This window comes from Aquimarina algiphila, assembly GCF_947494415.1.
GTDB lineage: Bacteria > Bacteroidota > Bacteroidia > Flavobacteriales > Flavobacteriaceae > Aquimarina > Aquimarina algiphila.
Window position 1 is genome coordinate 600245 of sequence record NZ_CANLVC010000008.1, and the last position, 18130, is coordinate 618374.

15 protein-coding genes are annotated in these 18130 nt (G+C 31.1%); 7 read left to right on the forward strand and 8 right to left on the reverse strand.

All coding sequences use genetic code 11. From position 1 onward, the window contains the following. Window positions 1–7 precede the first annotated feature (7 nt). Complete coding sequence (locus tag PQF96_RS20360; protein ID WP_271768016.1) at window positions 8–1918, reverse strand: DUF4419 domain-containing protein; 1911 nt, start codon at window positions 1916–1918, stop codon at window positions 8–10. Window positions 1919–1924: 6 nt separating this feature from the next. After that, window positions 1925–3484 carry an NAD(P)/FAD-dependent oxidoreductase gene (locus PQF96_RS20365; protein ID WP_271768017.1) on the reverse strand — a complete coding sequence of 520 codons (1560 nt, stop codon included), beginning with the start codon at window positions 3482–3484 and terminating at the stop codon, window positions 1925–1927. A gap of 171 nt (window positions 3485–3655) precedes the next feature. On the opposite strand from PQF96_RS20365, the gene PQF96_RS20370 reads away from it, so the two are divergent. Both PQF96_RS20370 and PQF96_RS20375 read left to right on the forward strand, forming a co-directional pair. Then, on the forward strand, window positions 3656–4174 hold the full coding sequence (locus PQF96_RS20370) for a porin family protein (protein WP_109434883.1): 519 nt from the start codon (window positions 3656–3658) through the stop codon (window positions 4172–4174). Window positions 4175–4347: 173 nt separating this feature from the next. Next, a complete protein-coding gene (locus tag PQF96_RS20375) occupies window positions 4348–5310 on the forward strand; it encodes a YitT family protein (RefSeq protein WP_271768018.1) in 963 nt (320 codons plus the stop codon). Between the two features lie 57 nt (window positions 5311–5367). Here the strand turns inward: PQF96_RS20375 and PQF96_RS20380 are convergent, their stop codons facing one another. Next, window positions 5368–6600, reverse strand: a complete 1233-nt coding sequence (locus tag PQF96_RS20380; protein WP_109434880.1) for a DEAD/DEAH box helicase — start codon at window positions 6598–6600, stop codon at window positions 5368–5370. 1130 nt (window positions 6601–7730) lie between these two features. On the opposite strand from PQF96_RS20380, the gene PQF96_RS20385 reads away from it, so the two are divergent. The 3 genes from PQF96_RS20385 to PQF96_RS20395 are packed head-to-tail and all read left to right on the forward strand — an operon-like array spanning window position 7731 to window position 11261. Next, window positions 7731–9656 (forward strand): vWA domain-containing protein, encoded by a 1926-nt coding sequence (locus PQF96_RS20385; protein ID WP_271768019.1) that lies wholly within the window; start codon window positions 7731–7733, stop codon window positions 9654–9656. Further along, entirely contained in the window at window positions 9653–10906 is a 1254-nt protein-coding gene (locus PQF96_RS20390) for a dihydroorotase (protein WP_271768020.1), read from the forward strand. The genes PQF96_RS20385 and PQF96_RS20390 overlap by 4 nt, the downstream gene beginning before the upstream one ends. A gap of 25 nt (window positions 10907–10931) precedes the next feature. Next, window positions 10932–11261 (forward strand): DUF4870 domain-containing protein, encoded by a 330-nt coding sequence (locus PQF96_RS20395; protein WP_109434876.1) that lies wholly within the window; start codon window positions 10932–10934, stop codon window positions 11259–11261. Between the two features lie 61 nt (window positions 11262–11322). On the opposite strand, the gene PQF96_RS20400 is transcribed toward PQF96_RS20395, so the two are convergent. The 3 genes from PQF96_RS20400 to PQF96_RS20410 all read right to left on the reverse strand — a co-directional run bounded on the left by PQF96_RS20400 (window position 11323) and on the right by PQF96_RS20410 (window position 13991). Further along, window positions 11323–12624, reverse strand: coding sequence for an alginate export family protein (locus tag PQF96_RS20400; RefSeq protein ID WP_271768021.1), 1302 nt, complete (start codon window positions 12622–12624; stop codon window positions 11323–11325). A 92-nt stretch (window positions 12625–12716) separates the two neighbouring features. Then, complete coding sequence (locus tag PQF96_RS20405) at window positions 12717–13589, reverse strand: type IV pili methyl-accepting chemotaxis transducer N-terminal domain-containing protein (protein ID WP_271768022.1); 873 nt, start codon at window positions 13587–13589, stop codon at window positions 12717–12719. Window positions 13590–13631: 42 nt separating this feature from the next. Further along, entirely contained in the window at window positions 13632–13991 is a 360-nt protein-coding gene (locus PQF96_RS20410; RefSeq protein WP_271768023.1) for a hypothetical protein, read from the reverse strand. Window positions 13992–14441: 450 nt separating this feature from the next. Between PQF96_RS20410 and PQF96_RS20415 the strand changes: the two genes are divergently transcribed. Both PQF96_RS20415 and PQF96_RS20420 read left to right on the forward strand, forming a co-directional pair. Further along, window positions 14442–15251: a hypothetical protein gene (locus PQF96_RS20415; protein WP_271768024.1), complete on the forward strand. Its 810-nt coding sequence runs from the start codon at window positions 14442–14444 to the stop codon at window positions 15249–15251. Window positions 15252–15255: 4 nt separating this feature from the next. Beyond that, window positions 15256–15915: an alpha/beta hydrolase gene (locus PQF96_RS20420; RefSeq protein WP_109438489.1), complete on the forward strand. Its 660-nt coding sequence runs from the start codon at window positions 15256–15258 to the stop codon at window positions 15913–15915. A gap of 38 nt (window positions 15916–15953) precedes the next feature. Here the strand turns inward: PQF96_RS20420 and PQF96_RS20425 are convergent, their stop codons facing one another. Beyond that, window positions 15954–17216, reverse strand: coding sequence for a sensor histidine kinase (locus PQF96_RS20425; RefSeq protein ID WP_271768025.1), 1263 nt, complete (start codon window positions 17214–17216; stop codon window positions 15954–15956). Continuing rightward, a complete protein-coding gene (locus PQF96_RS20430; protein WP_271768026.1) occupies window positions 17213–17890 on the reverse strand; it encodes a response regulator transcription factor in 678 nt (225 codons plus the stop codon). The genes PQF96_RS20425 and PQF96_RS20430 overlap by 4 nt, the downstream gene beginning before the upstream one ends. Between the last annotated feature and the right edge of the window lie 240 nt (window positions 17891–18130).

Consider the following 18130-nt stretch of genomic DNA (forward strand, 5'->3'; position numbering starts at 1 on the left):
ATTAAATTTAAAATTCCAGAATAATTTTACTATTCACTTTCATTAACTTTTTGGTATCCGTTTCAAGATCCCAATCATTATCGATTATACCTATTGGTGCTAAAGCTGGAAACCATTTTTGAGGCAAATCATATAAATATTTCCTTATATCAGACAATAGTTGTTCATCTTTACTATTCTCAATTTTTATATCTGTAACTGTTCCATTCGTTAAAACCACAAAATCAATTTTGACACCATCAACATCAAATTTTGATCGTATACTTTCCTTTATATATGCTATAGCGATATCATTTGTTTTGTGCTTCTTAATATCATATACCGATAATTGTTTTATTAATTTATTTTCAACCGGATAAGGAATCCAATATTCATAAGAATCATGAGAAGTACCGCCCGAATTGTATACCATTTCTGTCTCTATTATGGATGCATCTTTTTTACAGATTGCATACGTTATATATGGTTTTAATGAGATATCAGAAGATTGAGATATTCCCAAAAATCCTGCGTAAACTTCTATATCTATAGTTTTATCATTGAAATAATCATTCCACAGTATATCAATCTGAGAAAATCCTGAAGGAAAATCGTCTGTAGATAATGTAGACATCAAATAATCATTATCCTTATAAAAAGGATTCTTTATGTATACTTCTTTTACTTTAGTCATACCCGTTTCTGGATCATAAGAACCCGCAACATCACTTTCTAATGTTTTTATATAGGGAAAAAACTTAACAATCCATCCCGAAATATAAAAAGCACCATATTCACTAGCATTTTTATATATATCTTTCCAAAAAACCGTATTGATCTCACCTTTGGACGCATTTTCAAATTCTTGTAAAACAGGTTTTAATTGATCTATCCAATCATCCAGCCCATATCCTTTAAGGTTATCTATATTTGCATATATTTTTCCCCAATCTTCAGGAATACCTTCTATTGTTATATACGGAATCCCACAGCCAGTCTCACCAACATATTCAAATGCTTGTTCAAAGCTTTCTAACAATGTTACTTCAAAAGAAGTAGTTTCTAAAGACGTAGTTGTCGAAAAATTCGGCACCATAGTCTTATACAAATTTTCCTGAGTATACTTTTTGGTTTCATTAGATAATGATGAAACCAATTTACCCCAATGTTTTGCTCCTTTGCTTAAAGAATCTTCTCTACATTTTATTTTATCGGGTTTATCAGTCACAAAAATTTTATCTTCTAATGTTTTAAAATTCTCATTAACATGACAAGAGAAACCTTGAGCAATAGCTAACCAAATAATATCTGGTGAAAGTACTAATGGCCTGTGAGAATCATATGCTAATTGTACCGTTTCTAAAAAAATATTATTTCCAGAATATACAAGCTCTTTTTTTTCTGATTCTTCAGGTAAAAAATAGACTTCTTTTCCTATAGCCTTTTGGACTGCTACTTTGCAATTTACTGTAGATAATAAATTAGTAGCCATTTTTACATTAGCTACTTTAAATTGATAACTAGCATTACTTGCTTTCAATTCATCTTTGGTCTTAAGAAAACCATCAAAAACATATGCACTTTTATATGCTTCAAAAACTACTTTTACCCAATTTCCTTTTATAACTGTATTCTCGTCTTTAAGCTCTAATACTTGATCTGTTACTTCAATTACCTCTACTTCACTTAAATACTCAAATTTCCCTATTTTATGACCAGTCAACCCAGGTTCATCCCTTATTACTAATCCTTGTTTAGCAATGACCACCAGTTTTTCATTAGTTTCTTCTTCACCAAAATCGATAGCATTTTCTGTATCTTCAGTTTTTTCAATAGCTTGTCTATCGTTATTTTCTTTGCATGAAAAAACCAATATACTTAAAAACAAAATACAGTAAATCCATAATCTGGACTTCATAGACACATAATTACATTTCATATTTTATTATGCTTTTATTGTTGCAACACAAGCTGCTGCACATTTTTCTCCATCAATTGCTGCCGAAATTATACCTCCTGCATATCCGGCTCCTTCGCCGCAAGGATACAATCCTTTAATTTGTAAGTGCTCTAATGTTTTCCAATCTCTTGGAATACGAACTGGAGAAGAAGTACGTGATTCTGGAGCATGTACAACAGCTTCATTAGTAAGGTACCCTCGCATACTTTTATCAAAAGCTTTAAAACCATCCTTTAAAGTATCATGAATAAATTCTGGAAACACAGCATTCATATCTACAGATGTTAAACCAGGCTTATATGATGTTACAGGAAGGTTTGATGACACCTTTCCTTCAACCATATCTATTAACCTTTGCGCAGGAACTCGTTGAGTTCTCCCTCCTACTTTCCATGCTTGCTGTTCAATACTTTTTTGAAAATACATTCCAGATAATGGCCCATAATTAGAAAATGGTTTAAAATCTTCCATTCTAAGTTCTATAACAATACCACTATTAGCCGTAGGTTGGTCTCTTTTTGAAGGAGACCAGCCATTGGTGACTACTTCTCCCGGACTGGTTGCACAAGGAGCAATAACTCCTCCAGGACACATACAAAAAGAATACATGCCTCTGCCTCTAACTTGCTTAACAATACTATATGGTGAAGGAGGCAAATATGGACTTCGCACTTCACATCTATACTGGATTTGATCTATTAATTGCTGCGAATGCTCTACACGTACTCCCAATGCAAAGGGTTTTGCTTCGATCTCTATTTGTTTATGATATAATAGTTCAAAAATATCTCTTGCAGAGTGTCCGGTTGCCAAAATCAATTTATTAGTAGCTATAATACTACCATCTAATAATGTAACCCCATTAATTTCTGAGTTCTTAATTTCAAAATCAATAACACGAGTTTCAAAATGTATTTCTCCTCCTCTTTCTATTATCTTTTCACGTATTGCAGCTATAATACCAGGTAGTTTATTTGTTCCGATATGAGGATGTGCTTCTACAAGAATTTGGTCTGTGGCTCCAAAAGCAACCAAAAGTTCTAAAATACGGTTAACATCACCTCTTTTTTTAGATCTAGTATACAATTTCCCATCACTATATGTTCCTGCGCCTCCCTCGCCGAAACAATAGTTAGAATCTTCATCAACAATATGGTCTCTATTAATTGCTTTTAAGTCTCTACGGCGTGTTCTAACATCTTTACCTCGTTCTAAAACGATAGGTTTACATCCTAATTCTATACATCTCAATGCAGCAAATAAACCAGCTGGACCTGCACCAATAATTACAACTTCTGGAGCATTGGATACAAAAGGATATTCTGGTAGTTCGATACTTGAATCTACAAATTCTTCTTGTACAAAAACTTTTAGTTTTAGATTAACCTTAATTGCTCTTTGTCTTGCATCTATAGAACGTTTTAAGACTTGTATATGTTTAATTTCCTGTAGAGGAATATTATTTTTTTTGGATACTGTAGTCTTTAACCGATTAGGATTTGCGGCAATCTCTGGAGAAACTTGTATAGTGAATTCGTGTTGCAATGCGGATTATAATCTTGAATTTCCTGCGAATATACAACAATCTTTGTTTCAAAATTATATCGATAAAATTCAAAAATAACAGCTAAAAATAACTCAAACATGCTACATTTAACATTTAATTAAGGTTTAAGTTCCTATCTTTGGATTTAAACAAACCTTAAATTTACAATTATGAAAAAGCTTTTTTTATTAGCAATTGCAGTAATTAGTTTTTCAGTATCTTCAAATGCACAAGACATCAAATTCGGTTTTAAGGGTGGGGTAAATTTTGCTACGCTCAATGGTGATGATGTAAATGATAATTTGGATGGAAGAACAGGATACCACATTGGTGCCGTTTTGCAAGTTAGTCTTGCAGAAACTATTGCTCTGCAACCTGAACTTTTGTATTCTGCGCAAGGAATAGAAGATACAGATATTGATTATCTAAACCTTCCTGTCCTTGTAAAACTTAAATTTGCTAAAATTTTTAGTGTAGAAGCCGGACCTCAATTTGGTTTTGTAGTTAATGACGATTTTGAAGTTGGTGATCCAGAAAGTTTTGACCTTAGTGGTGCTGTAGGTGCTGGAGTAGAATTTGGACCATTTTTTGGTCAGCTACGTTATAACTTCGGTTTTACGGATGTTATTGATAATGTAGAAGCTAAAAACTCTGCTTTTCAGATATCTGTTGGATACTATATCTTCTAATAGAACATAATAAAAAATCAAAAAAGGACGGAATCAAATTTTTCGTCCTTTTTTTATGCCCAAAGCTTTGTTAAAATTAGGTTTAAGAATAAAAAGGTTACGTAGCTTTATATATGAACAAAACACGATAATACGTCTCAATTATTAGCTAAAAACAATTATTCTTAAAGCCTATGAATTCAATATGGAAACGTAGAATCATCAAGGCTTTTATTACACAAAAGCTTAAAAAAAATGATCAAGATTTACAGTCTGATTTTAATCAAACATCTCTAAAACTCAGAGTAACCCTAATTTCCCTGTTTAAAGACGTCTTTCTGATCGTTTTAGGTGTAATTTCTGCTGCTTTTGGTCTGGAAAGTTTTTTATTACCTAATATGTTTATTGATGGAGGTGTTACTGGAATATCATTACTTGTTTCTGAAATTACATCTATCCCACTCTATATCTTAATAGTGGTCATTAATATACCTTTTATATTTCTAGGGTTTAAAGTGATAGGAAAACGATTTGCCATACGAGCAACTATTGCAATATCAGGATTGGCATTGTCTCTTTTGCTCATTGACTTTCCTGAGGTTACTCAAGATAAATTATTAGTTTCTGTTTTTGGAGGTTTTTTTCTTGGTGCCGGAATCGGACTTTCTGTGCGAGGAGGGGGTGTATTAGATGGTACTGAAGTATTAGCTATTTTTATGAGTAAAAAATTAGGGACAACGGTTGGGGATGCCATTACTATTATCAATGTAATTATCTTCTCTGCTGCTGCCTACCTTCTATCTATAGAAACAGCTCTATACTCAATGCTCACCTATCTTGCTGCTTCTAAGACTTTGGATTTTGTAATTGAAGGTATTGAAGAATACACTGGAGTTACTATTATTTCTGAACATAACACAAAAATAATGGATATGATTACTCATACCATGAGACGAGGAGTAACCATATATCAAGGAAAACAAGGATATGGAAATCATGGTCATATGAATGAGATAGATATTCTATATACTGTAGTAACCCGACTAGAAATTAGTAAATTGAATAGAGAGATCGAAAAGATAGATCCTAACGCTTTTGTTATTATGCACAGTATTAATGATACTAGAGGAGGTATGATTAAGAAGAGATCAATCTAAGCAGAAATTTACTACTAGATAGAATAAAGTAAAAAAACAGAACCTTTAAAAGAGTTATTACCTTCTTGATCTTCTTTTATAATTTCTGTTATTACCTTTTGGCTTAGGTTTATTGTATGATCTATTTTTTGAAGCAGGTTTTGTATTTTCAAAACTTGTAGTAGGTTCAAATCCTTCGACCACTTCACTTTGTAATTTTTCTCCAAGTAACTTCTCTATGCCACGCACATAACTTAATTCATCTTGGCACACCAGTGAAATTGCTTCTCCGCTAGCTCCTGCTCTTCCGGTTCGTCCTATTCTATGTACATAATCTTCAGAAATGTTTGGCAATTCAAAGTTTACTACATGCGGTAATAAAGGAATATCTAACCCACGAGCAGCAATATCTGTTGCTACCAACACTCTAATAGTCCCTTTCTTAAACCCTCCAAGAGCTTTAGTCCTTGCTCCTTGACTCTTATTTCCGTGAATAGCTGCAGCACTTATACCACTTTTTACCATTTTTTCACTTAATCGATTTGCCCCATGTTTTGTTCGGGTAAAAACCAATACTTGTTTCCAGTTTCCCTCTGAGATAAACTTGATAATAAGTTCTGATTTCCTTTTTTGATCCACCCTGTATATTTTTTGGTCAACCTTTTCTGCTGTAGTATTTTCTGGTGTTGCTTCAACCCAAACAGGGTGATTTAGTATCCCATTAGCCAATTGTTTAATCTCTTTTGAAAACGTTGCCGAAAACAATAAGTTTTGTCGTTTGGCTGGTAATAATTTCAATATTTTGTTAAGATCTCTTTGAAATCCCATATCAAGCATACGATCAGCTTCATCCAAAACAAGAATCTCAATATTTGCCAGAGAAAGTGCCCTTTGATTATGTAAATCCAACAAACGTCCTGGAGTAGCTACTAATATATCTACTCCACTCCTTAAAGCTCGAATTTGAGGATTTGCATTTACTCCTCCAAATATCACCATAGATCTCAAATCTAAAAACTCACTATACGCTTTTACATTATCCAATATCTGAGCCGCTAATTCTCTGGTTGGCGTTAATACAAGGGCTCTAACAGGTCTTTTTCTTAATTTTTGTCCTTGAGATAGTAATTGTAATAGAGGTAATGTAAATCCAGCTGTTTTACCTGTTCCGGTTTGTGCAGACGCTAAAACATCTTTTTTTTCTAAAATTGGAGGAATTGCCTTTTCCTGTATGGGAGAAGGTGTAGTATATCCTTTTTTATTAATTGCTTTTAATAATGCATTGGAAAGTCCTAATGTATTGAATGACATATAAATTGTTTAAGAAATAACAATGTATATGAAAATGCCATTTCTGAATGAATGTGCAAATGTACATCATATTTTTAGGATATACTTTACGCATCTTAGATAGTAACTCTCTATTTAAAAATCTGCTTGTATACTATCTAAGAAAAAAAGCCGAGATTACTTTTCTCGGCTTTTTTCTTAGTCATAAATTTCATTGAAATATTAGTGGACCTCGATATCAGAAATTTGGGCAGATAGGATCAGTTCCATCAAGGCAGATAAAGTCTTCCTGTACTCTACAAACTTGTCCATCTACAAAACAAAAACATGGCCCACCAAATGGAGGTGCCCCCGGATAAGTACAAGCGGAAGGAATTCTTGCTCCTCATCCATTAATTGTTCGTTGTTCATTTTTGCTCAATTGTTGAGCTTCGTTGAGTTTTAAGAGTTTTTTTAACATAATAAAAAAATTAAATTATACCGCAATAATTTTAAAGACGCTCACGGTTTACATCTTATTGGCAAAACCTTATTCTCTTTATCTAAAATTATTATTTGTTTTCTTGTTAGGGCATAATGTTCTCATCCTGTTAAATATCTAAAATGAAAATAATTAAAAACCAAAAATCTATTGAATACACTCTGTAAGAAAGGCTCTAAGATTTCAACTTATACATTGAATAACGAACCTGTTTGTAATTAGAAAAAAGCGTTATATCTTTTAATGAATAGTTAAACTCTTACTAAAATATTATAAGAAAATTTATGTGTCAAAGATTTGCCAAAAAGATTAAAATTTTAGGAGTTAAGAACACTAGTTTTTATAAAATATCATGGGATAATCTAATTACTTCTTATACTACGATTTTGTTATCGTCTTTTTATTTCCATATTTCTTTATCAACACTATTTATATATGATATCAATTCACTAAGTACATGTATAATATCATAGAATATTAGTTTAGCTCTTCTTCTTGTTGAGCTCAGCATAAAATCATAAAAAAAGCAATTTAAAATTACTATATTTACTGCATTATTATAAAAAACACTTATTTATTTTTACACGTTTTTCAAGTATTTATTTACAAGTTAAAAGTTTAAAAAATGAAATCAATTGATAATCAAAGAGATTAATCCCAATTATAAAGAATGCAGTTTAAACACCCAGAATTTCTTTACGTTCTTTTTGCTCTTATCATTCCCATTTTAGTTCATTTATTTCAACTAAGACGTTTTCAAAAGGTAGATTTTACCAATGTACAGTTCCTTAAATCTGCAACGATACAAACTCGCAAAAGCTCACAAATTAAAAAATGGCTTACCCTTTTGACCCGTTTGTTGGCATTAGCTGCAATTATTATTGCTTTTGCACAGCCTTTTATAGCTCTGGAAGAAATTGTTGGTAAGAAAAGTGAAACAGCAATCTATCTGGATAATTCTTTTAGTATGCAGGCTAAAGGTTCTAAAGGACCACTTTTGAAACGTGCAGTCCAAGAAATTTTGAGTGATCTTCCAGAAGAGGAAACCATATCTCTATTTACAAATACAGAAACTTTTATCGATGTTTCTAAAAGTGATATCCTTAATGATTTGTTGCAGATAGAATATTCTTCTAATCAACTTTCGTATGCTGCAGTTTATCTTAAAGCTAAACAATTATTAAGCTCGTCTTCAGAGACAATCAAACGAGTGATTATAATCTCTGATTTTCAGCAAAAAGAAAACGTATTTAGTTTACCAAAAAACTCAGACTCCAAAATTCATTTAGTACAACTAAAACCTGTTACAAGACAAAATATAGCTATCGATAGTTTGTATTTGCTGCGTAATAAGAATAATGAGTTAATGCTTAATACCGTACTGAGTAATACCGAAGTTTCTACAGAAAATATATCCATTGCATTATATAACAACGATAAACTAATTGCTAAAACTGCTGTCACAATTCCTGAAAATGGTACTACTCAAACTGAATTTCGATTAGATGAAAACACCAAAATTAATGGACGTGTAACTATAGAAGATCCAGCAATTACATTTGATAACTCAAGGTATTTTACAATTAATACTCCAGAGAAGATTAAAGTTGTGGCTATTAATGAGGCCAATGATAGTTTTATCAAAAACATATTTACTTCGGATGAATTTTCTTTGAGTAGTAGTTCTGTTAATGAACTTAATTATAATGATCTCAACAATGCAAATTTGGTTATTATAAACGAAGTAAAACAAATTCCTATTTCTTTAATTAATGCTTTAAGATCTTTTGCTAATCAAGGAGGAACTATTTGTTTTATTCCTGCTACAGATGGCGATATAACTTCCTATCAACAGTTCATCACTGGATATTCTAATCAAGGATTTATTGAAGAAAAGAAACAGGAAAAGAAAATAACAACCATCAATTTTTCACATCCTTTATATCGAGGAGTATTTGATAAAAGTGTGACTAATTTTCAGTATCCAAAAGTGAATACTTACTATACAAGTACTTCCTCTGGTACAATACTATCCTTTGAAGATAATACTCCATTCTTATATAAAACGAATTCATTATATGTTTTTACAGCGGCGATAAATCGTGAGAACTCTAATTTTAAGAATTCACCACTTATCGTTCCTACATTATATAATATTGGAAAACTTAGTTTGCAACATACAGATATATCCTATACCATTGGTCAGACCAATTCTTATGATGTACCTATATCTCTGGGTCAAGACGGAATATTATCATTGGTTTCTGATCAAGAAAAGATTATCCCCTTACAACAAAGTTTTGCTACTAAAGTAAGAATAACAACTGATGAAGTTCCTACAAAATCTGGAATTTACAGCTTAGAAAACAAAGACAATACTATTCAACATGTAAGCTATAACTATAATAGCCTAGAAAGTGATTTACAGTACTATAATCTAAATACAACAAAAGAATATCAGGTTAGTGATTCTGTGACTGAGCTTTTTGATCAAATAAAAGAAGAGACCAGTGTTAATGAACTTTGGAAATGGTTTGTTATTTTTGCGCTGATATTCTTATTAATTGAAATATTACTATTAAAATACCTAAAATGAACTTCTTACTAAAGGCTGCTACTATAATTGATCATGCGTCACCTTTTCATAATAAAACGGTTGATATTTTGATTGAAAATGGCATCATTGCAGACATAAATGCTGCTATAAAAGCCTCTGGCACTGTAGAAGAAATAGCATTGAACAATTTACATGTTTCACAAGGATGGTTTGATAGTAGTGTTTGTTTTGGTGAACCTGGATATGAAGAGCGAGAGACAATAGATAATGGACTACAGGTTGCTGCAAAAAGTGGTTTTACTGCTATAGGATTACATCCAAATACTTTTCCTGTTATTGATAATAGTGCATCTATTAGTTTTCTTAAAGGAAAAGCACAGAATCATGCTGTATCTCTATATCCCTTCGGAGCTTTAACCACTCAATCAGCTGGAAAAGATATGGCAGAGCTTTTTGACATGCAACAAGCTGGCGCAATTGCCTTTGGAGATTATAAAAAAGCGATACAAAACCCTAATTTATTAAAAATAGCACTACTTTATGCTCAAAACTTTGATGGTTTAGTGATGTCTTTCCCTCAGGAAAATAATATCGCGGGAAAAGGAATGGTTAATGAAGAAGAACAAAGTACATTATTAGGATTAAAAGGAATTCCTGCTTTAGCAGAAGAATTACAAATTGCAAGAGATTTATTTTTGTTAGAATATACCGGAGGAAAATTACATATTCCAACAATATCGACGGCTAAATCTGTTGAGTTGATACGAGAAGCAAAAGCTAAGGGATTACACATAAGTTGTAGTACAACGGTTCATCATCTTGTATTAACTGATAAGGAACTGGATACATTTGATACCAATTATAAGGTATTACCTCCACTTCGAATACAAAAAGATGTAGATGCATTAATAAAAGGCGTAGAAGACGGAACTATAGATATGGTTACAAGTGATCATAGACCTATGGATATAGAACACAAAAAAGTGGAGTTTGATAATGCAAAGTACGGAACTATCGGATTAGAAAGCGCTTTCGGTATACTTAATCATTTGTTGGGTATAGAAAAAACAGTAGATATGCTTACTAATGGCAAGTCAATATTTGGAATAAAAAATACAATAATAGATAAGGGTAATAAAGCTGACTTATCTTTATTTAATTCTAAAAATGATGCTATATTTACTGAAAAACAGATCTTATCTACTTCTAAAAATTGCGCTCTAGTTGGAAAAAATATACTAGGAGAAACCTACGGTATTATTGCTAATGGAAAAATGATATTGAAGTAGATCATAAATTAATAATTCATTAATCATGGAATCTGATTACGCAAAACAAGGAAAAACAGCAGCTATAGTAGCTTATATCACTATAATTGGTACAATTATAGCTTTTTTTATGAATCAAGACAGTAAAAACCAATTTACTAACTTTCATTTAAGGCAAGCGTTAGGAGTTAATATTTCATTTTACATATTAGGAGCATTGGTTAGTATTTTTGATTCCTGGCCAATATCTACTTCATTTTATGTGTTTATTCTTGTTCTATGGGTTTTTGGACTTATAACAGCAATACGAGAAGAACAAAAAACTGTTCCAATACTTGGGCCTTTGTTTCAACAATGGTTTAGTTTTATTAAATAAAAAAAGAGCATCAGTATTGATTACTCTTTTTAAATCTTTCTTTTGTTTAACTCTATAACAATTATTCAATTGCTTTTGGGCTCCATTTTAGGAAGTTAGGTTTTACGACTAGCATGGCCCATCCCCAAAATTGATTATCCGCAGGTTCAGGTACTCCTTTAAGTATTTCCATAGAATCAGAGGCAAACATATGAGAGTATCCTATTTTAAGTGTTGCAAAAGCTAATAGTTTTTGTGTAAATACAATATCTATTTCAGTTCCCAGGTAATCATCTACATTATCTCCCAGGCTTTCGGCTCCAGAGAAATAATGAGCTTTGAGTAGCAGGCTAGATTTTTCACCGGTTTTTATCACTGTTTTGGCATAAATATCATTGAGTCCAACATTATTGGCATGATTTCCTACGTAGAAATAATCCATATACCCATTAAATTTATGATTGGTACCAAAAATAGGAAAGAACGATTCGATTTCTCCATCTGTACCTCCGTTTTCATCACCACTTAAAGTTTCAAATCCAAGTCCAAAAAGTGTTTTTCCTGGTTTATATGTTACTTCTAGCATAGCATTGTATGCTGATAGATCAATATCTTCTGTAAATTCTCCTGTTTGTCCATATACGTTTGCTGCTATCGAGAGTCCTTTGGTTGGTTTGGCTACTAGGTGTGTTCCAAAAGTTTGACGATTCACATTTCCATCCACCGGAGTTTGACCATCATCTCCCAAATTTTGATAGGAGTTATTTGCAACCAATACACTTGCAGAGAATTTCTCCCAGTCTTTATGTAACCAGGCATATACCATTCCTTTATAATCAAAAACAGCTCTTGCATTACCTGCATTATTAGGATCAAATAATGTCGTTTGTCTACTCACACCATTTTGATTAAATGCAACTCCAAGATCAAATTTAAATCCTTCTTTGGAGTATTTAAGTAGAGCTGCATCATGAAAGCGTCCTTGCATTGCCCAATCTAAACCTCCAAAAATTCGTTGATCATCATAAGACAAGGCTTGTCTTCCTAGTTTGGTGGACCATCCACTTCCGAATTTAAAATCTATCCATGCCTGTGCCAGAGAAAAGCTATTATTGTTATCTGCTGCTGCGATTTGTGGAGTATCCCCCCAAACGCTAACATCCTGAACACTTAGGTAGGTAGAGAATTTATCTGTTGTATATCCAAATTTTAAACGCGAACGTTGTTGTACAAATAATCCTGCATCAACTCCATCTGGTAAAAGGCTTCCAAAACCATTTAAATATTCTAACCGAGGCCTGATATCTGCATCAATACTTAATTCTTGTGCATAATTTTGAATTATAGTAAAAATCAATACTATTAAAGGTATTTTTATTTTCATATTTCTATATTTTAGATTGAAGATAAAAAAAATACGTACCATTATGATTCATAATAAATACGTATTTTCTCTTACTAAATTAACACTTAAAATTACAATTTAACCTTTTCGTATAAGCTGGTTACAGCATTAAATGCTTTTGTAAGTTCATTACTAATTCTGTACATATCAGCAGGCTTAATCCCTTGTTTAAATAGCTTATCCTTGTTAGATTTAACCTGATCCCATTTTGACATTGCAACTCCTAATTTCTCATCTATTCGTGTGTTATTAAAATTTGAGATTAATAACATGCTAATAGCACCATCCAATTCATTATATACATTCTTTAACATTTGCTCAGAATTTTTATCTTTTATTGTAGGTTGATTCGCAAAATAATACAACGCCAACCTTTGGGACAACATTCGTTGTCTACCGGACATATTGATAATTTGTTTTAATTCTGTATCTTCTTCTCCTAAACTATCGTCTTCTAATAGAGATTCCTGACTATTATTAGCTCCTTTAGACTCAACTATAATAGCAGAAACCACATTATTCGAAGCTTTTAAAAGATCAGTATTCATCTCAATAATTTTCTTTGCATTATCATAATTAGGTGTAGTTTCTATCAACTTTTTAAATTCTTTCCAGATTGATTCAACTGTTGCTATTCTATCCTTGGTAACTTTATAGCCCGAGTTTTGTAATAAGATACTATTTTGTTTTTCAAAAATCAATTTACTGGTTAATAAATCTCGTTTTGCAACAGCATCACTTGGGTTTTCCACAATATATAAATATGCTTTTGCTATTTTTTGACTAAGCATTCGCTGTTTCCCTGAGATATTTACTGCTTTATTAAAGTTTAACATTCCATAAGAATTGCTTTGTTGGGCAATAATAGTATTTGAAACTGGCATCATTATTCCTATAAAGAATAGTATTACCATAAATTTGAGTGTAAAAATTTCTTTTTTCATGTAATTGAATTATAAGGTTATTGTAATTTTAAATTTGGGGTATTAATACTCTTCTAGAGCAAATGTTTTAACTTTATTATCTGAAGATAATCCGAGAACTAAAACAGAGGATGCATTTTCGAATTCTGTTAAATACCTCCTATTTCCATCTTCTTCTACCAAAAGAGTAGATTCGCTCATAGCACCTTTTGAAGCGTGGTTCTCCTCAATAAAACTTTTTACTTTATCCAGAGAAAATGTTGATTGTAAATCAGCTGAGAAAACGCTAAAAATTTTATTAGCATCTTTAGCATTATACCCTTCAGATATAGTGGTTATTATGGTTTGATAATCATTGTCGGTTTGCGAGAAACCAAATTGCACAAAACATAAGAGCACAATTGTATAGGTAATTTTATTCATAAGATATTGGGGTTAATGATTAATATTTTACATATGTTTGAATGTACTATAGTACTTTTATTAGAGTCTAAATTAAATTAGATATAAGTAAAAAACACTTATAGTAGTTGGAATACCATTTTCTTCCTGTCAAATACCTTCTTAAGAAGATAATTGGATAATTTATAAGCCTGTTTTTTTCTATAAAAGCCTGTGTGAAGTCTTAAAAACATATTGAACTGAAAATCAATATGATATCAATATATAAAACAATTATGGTTAAACCATAATAAAATTACGTTTATACATCAAAAATTAACATATGTTTATTGATTTAATTAACTGTAAAACATACATTTAAAACATTTCAAAGCAGTAATAGCAATTAAAAATTAACATTATTTCATTTTTTGTTAAATAATAAACTTTAAACAAAAAATAGTATCTAAATCAATCAGTATATTTACTTTAATGAATTTAATCGTAAAAATTATAGTTAAGATTCTTATCATAATCTTGTTAACTGTTACCACACAAATAGGAGGAATTATTTATCTATGTACGGACCTATTGTTTTTAAGAAAAAAAAATAAAAAAAAAGCGATTATAAAAACAATCACATTTTTTTCTATATATACTTTTGTTACCTTTTTAATCCTTCCTTATGTAACTCCTCTTTTTGGAAGAGTAAAAATTAAAGATTCGTCAACTATAGAAGCACATACTTTTTTAACTAAATTCTTGAATAGAAATTATGTAACACCACAATTACAAAATGCACTACAGCAAATTGCTCATTCATTTGAAGAATCAAATCCAGAAATCAAATTAGTATATCTAGATGCTAATTTTCCTTTTATTGATAATTTCCCATTACTTCCACATCTTAGTCATGATGATGGCAAAAAAATTGACATTTCGTTTATTTATACAAACCAAGAACATCATATAGTTAATAAAAAACCTTCTATTAGTGGATACGGAGTATTTGAATCTCCTACCAAAAATGAACATCAGCAAACCACAATTTGCAAACAAAAAGGATATTGGCAATATGATTTTACTCAATATTTTACTTTCGGAACAGTAAACAAGAGTCTAAAATTTTCTAAAAAAGCTACAAAAGATTTACTTTTGGCAATTGTAAAACAAAAACAGGTCAGTAAGGTGTTTATAGAACCTCATTTACGATATCGTTTGGGCATACAAAGTCCTAAAATTAGATTTCAAGGATGCCGGGCTGTAAGACATGATGACCATATACATCTACAAATAAGATAAAACTATGCAAACCCAATCACTTTCTCTATATCATATTATCCAGGCACCATCAATCAAAAAAGAAAAAACCCCAGTGTTATTTATGTTTCATGGATATGGAAGTGATGAAAATGATCTTTTTTCTTTTGCAGCAGAATTACCTGAAGAGTTATGTATCATTTCGGTTCGTGCTCCGTATCCTATGCAGCCATATGGAAATGCCTGGTATGCTATCTATTTTGATGCTGCTCAAGGTAAGTTTAGTGATGACAAGCAAGCCATCGAATCCAGAGATAAGATTGCTAATTTTATTGATGAAGCTGTAAATGCATATGATTTAGATTCAGATAATGTTACTCTTCTTGGGTTTAGTCAAGGTACTATTTTGAGTTATGCCGTGGCACTCTCCTACCCTCAAAAAGTTAACAATGTAATTGCTCTTAGTGGATATTTGAATGAAGACATATTAAAAGAGGGATATAAATCTAATGACTTTTCCAAGTTAAACTTGTATTGTTCTCATGGTAGTGTGGATCAGGTTATCCCTGTTGATTGGGCTCGTAAAGCTCCTGTCTTACTTAAAGAATTAGGGATAGAAACTTCATTACATGAGTTTCCTGTAGGACATGGTGTTGCTCCACAGAATTTTTATCAGTTTAAGGAATGGCTGAGTACATTGATCTAATGCTTCTATTAGAAACAAAGTAAAATTCAATCATAGACTTAGAATTTTAAAACTATCTCATGCCAATTATCTTTGTTTCTATAATCTATTGAAAAATCATAATATTCAACAATACGATTTACTAATGATAAACCTAAGCCTGTTGAGTCAGAACGGTTTCCATATTTTTTAAAACGCTTAAATAATTCTTCTTCAGGAATTTCAAGTGGAAGCCCTGTATTTTTAATTTCAAAATAATCATTTGTAAGTCTTATTATTAACTTTCCAGATTCTATATTATGCTTAAGAGCATTACCAATTAGGTTATTAAATAAGACATAAGCCATAGTTTCATTAATATCAATTACTAGATTATCTACAAGATCCATAGTAACTTCAATGTTTTTCATCGTGAGTAATTCTTCAACATTATCTACTCTATCCTTAATATAATCTGCCAAAGATAATTTGGAAGTTTCGATAAATTGATTGTTATCTATTTTTGACAAAAGCGAAAGGTTATCTTTAAGTTTAGACAGTCTCCTCGTAGACTCATACACCTGACTTAGAATAGCTGATTGTTGTTCAGAAAAACCTTCATCTTGCATTAACAGCTCTATCTTATTCTTAATGATTGCTAATGGTGTTTGTATCTCATGTGATGTGTTTTCTGTATATTCTTTTAAATTTTTGTAATCCTTATTTACCTGATTTACCATTAATTCTAGAGTAGTATTTAATTCCTGAAACTCTAATATTTTTGTTTTATTAAAAAGTAATGGATTTGGTTTTTTAACATTGAATTCTTTAATCTGCGCAAGTGTACTATAAAATGACACCCAAATTTTTCGAGATATTATATTACTTAAAATAAGCATTGTAGCAAAAAAAAGTACACTGATCAAAGTAATAATTTCTGTAACGCCTCGTATCAAATCTTCTGAAGAAAGTAATGATTTGGTGATGGTTATGATATAATAATCATCTTTAATCTTATCTGAAAAGGTGATCTGTCTAAAATTTAATTCTTTCTTCTGATACTTATGAAACAAAACTGTATCCTTTATTATTGCATGAATTTTTGGATTTGTATCTACCTTTTTAATCGTAATATAATCACCTATATTAATTCGTGAACTACTAACTAACTCATCATAGGTATTAAGTTCTTCTATTAGTTCTTCCTTTTCTGCTAATAACTTATTATTAAACTCTGTGTTTATAATATTATTTATAACAAAATAAGAGGACAAACCTCCGATAAGAGAAACTACAAATAGACCTATAAAATAATAGCGATTCGATAGATTTAGTAACTTCATTGATCAGAAAATTTGTATCCCAAACTATATACTGTCTGAATGTAATCATTTCCTCCTTGTTCAATAATTTTTCTTCGAAGGTTTTTCAAATGAGTGTAAATAAAATCGTAAGAATCTGCCATTCCCATTTCATCTCCCCAAAGATGTTCTGCAATCGCTCCTTTAGGAATTACTCGATTTGGATTAGATATAAAATAGAGTATCAAATCATATTCTTTTTTAGTAAGCTTGAGTATTTTATTGTTTACTTTTACCCACGTTTCATAAGGGCATACTTCAATTTCATTAAAAGTAATATTATTTTGAGCATTAAAATTTCTTCTTCGTATTATAGACTTTATTCTGGCATTTAATTCTGCCAAATCAAATGGTTTGGTGAGATAATCATCAGCTCCTATATCAAGTCCTTTGATTCTATCTGTAATAGCATTACGAGCAGATACAATTATAATTCCCGAATTTGAATTCATTTCTTTAATTTGCTCAATAATATCAAGACCACTGCCATCGGGAAGATTGATATCAATAATCATACAATCATACTCAAAATCCCAACTTTTTTCTTTTGCTTTTACCAAATTATCAGCCCACTCACATTGATAACCTTCTCTTTCTAAATACCGTAACATAGATTCTGCAATCAAATGCTCATCTTCAACGATTAGAATTTTCATTGTATAAAAAATTAAATTTAACACTTACTACTTACCCACAATACTAAAAGGTAATAAACAAATATGAGTCAACATTTATAAAGCATTATTTTGCTTTAAGGATTTTGAAAATAAAACTCCTTTTAATTTCAATGATACATTAAAAAAAGGAGCATAACAGCTACTACAGATTTCCTTCAGATTCTCTTCGGATTCTCTACAGATTCTAGTTCTACATTCGCACCCAATAAAATAAAAATA

Coding starts and splice junctions, on each gene's coding strand:
- PQF96_RS20360 (WP_271768016.1), bottom strand. CDS start 1,918: ATGAAATGTAATTATGTGTCTATGAAGTCCAGATTATGGATTTACTGT.
- PQF96_RS20370 (WP_109434883.1), top strand. CDS start 3,656: ATGAAAAAGCTTTTTTTATTAGCAATTGCAGTAATTAGTTTTTCAGTA.
- PQF96_RS20375 (WP_271768018.1), top strand. CDS start 4,348: ATGAATTCAATATGGAAACGTAGAATCATCAAGGCTTTTATTACACAA.
- PQF96_RS20380 (WP_109434880.1), bottom strand. CDS start 6,600: ATGTCATTCAATACATTAGGACTTTCCAATGCATTATTAAAAGCAATT.
- PQF96_RS20385 (WP_271768019.1), top strand. CDS start 7,731: ATGCAGTTTAAACACCCAGAATTTCTTTACGTTCTTTTTGCTCTTATC.
- PQF96_RS20390 (WP_271768020.1), top strand. CDS start 9,653: ATGAACTTCTTACTAAAGGCTGCTACTATAATTGATCATGCGTCACCT.
- PQF96_RS20395 (WP_109434876.1), top strand. CDS start 10,932: ATGGAATCTGATTACGCAAAACAAGGAAAAACAGCAGCTATAGTAGCT.
- PQF96_RS20400 (WP_271768021.1), bottom strand. CDS start 12,624: ATGAAAATAAAAATACCTTTAATAGTATTGATTTTTACTATAATTCAA.
- PQF96_RS20405 (WP_271768022.1), bottom strand. CDS start 13,589: ATGAAAAAAGAAATTTTTACACTCAAATTTATGGTAATACTATTCTTT.
- PQF96_RS20410 (WP_271768023.1), bottom strand. CDS start 13,991: ATGAATAAAATTACCTATACAATTGTGCTCTTATGTTTTGTGCAATTT.
- PQF96_RS20415 (WP_271768024.1), top strand. CDS start 14,442: ATGAATTTAATCGTAAAAATTATAGTTAAGATTCTTATCATAATCTTG.
- PQF96_RS20420 (WP_109438489.1), top strand. CDS start 15,256: ATGCAAACCCAATCACTTTCTCTATATCATATTATCCAGGCACCATCA.
- PQF96_RS20425 (WP_271768025.1), bottom strand. CDS start 17,216: ATGAAGTTACTAAATCTATCGAATCGCTATTATTTTATAGGTCTATTT.
- PQF96_RS20430 (WP_271768026.1), bottom strand. CDS start 17,890: ATGAAAATTCTAATCGTTGAAGATGAGCATTTGATTGCAGAATCTATG.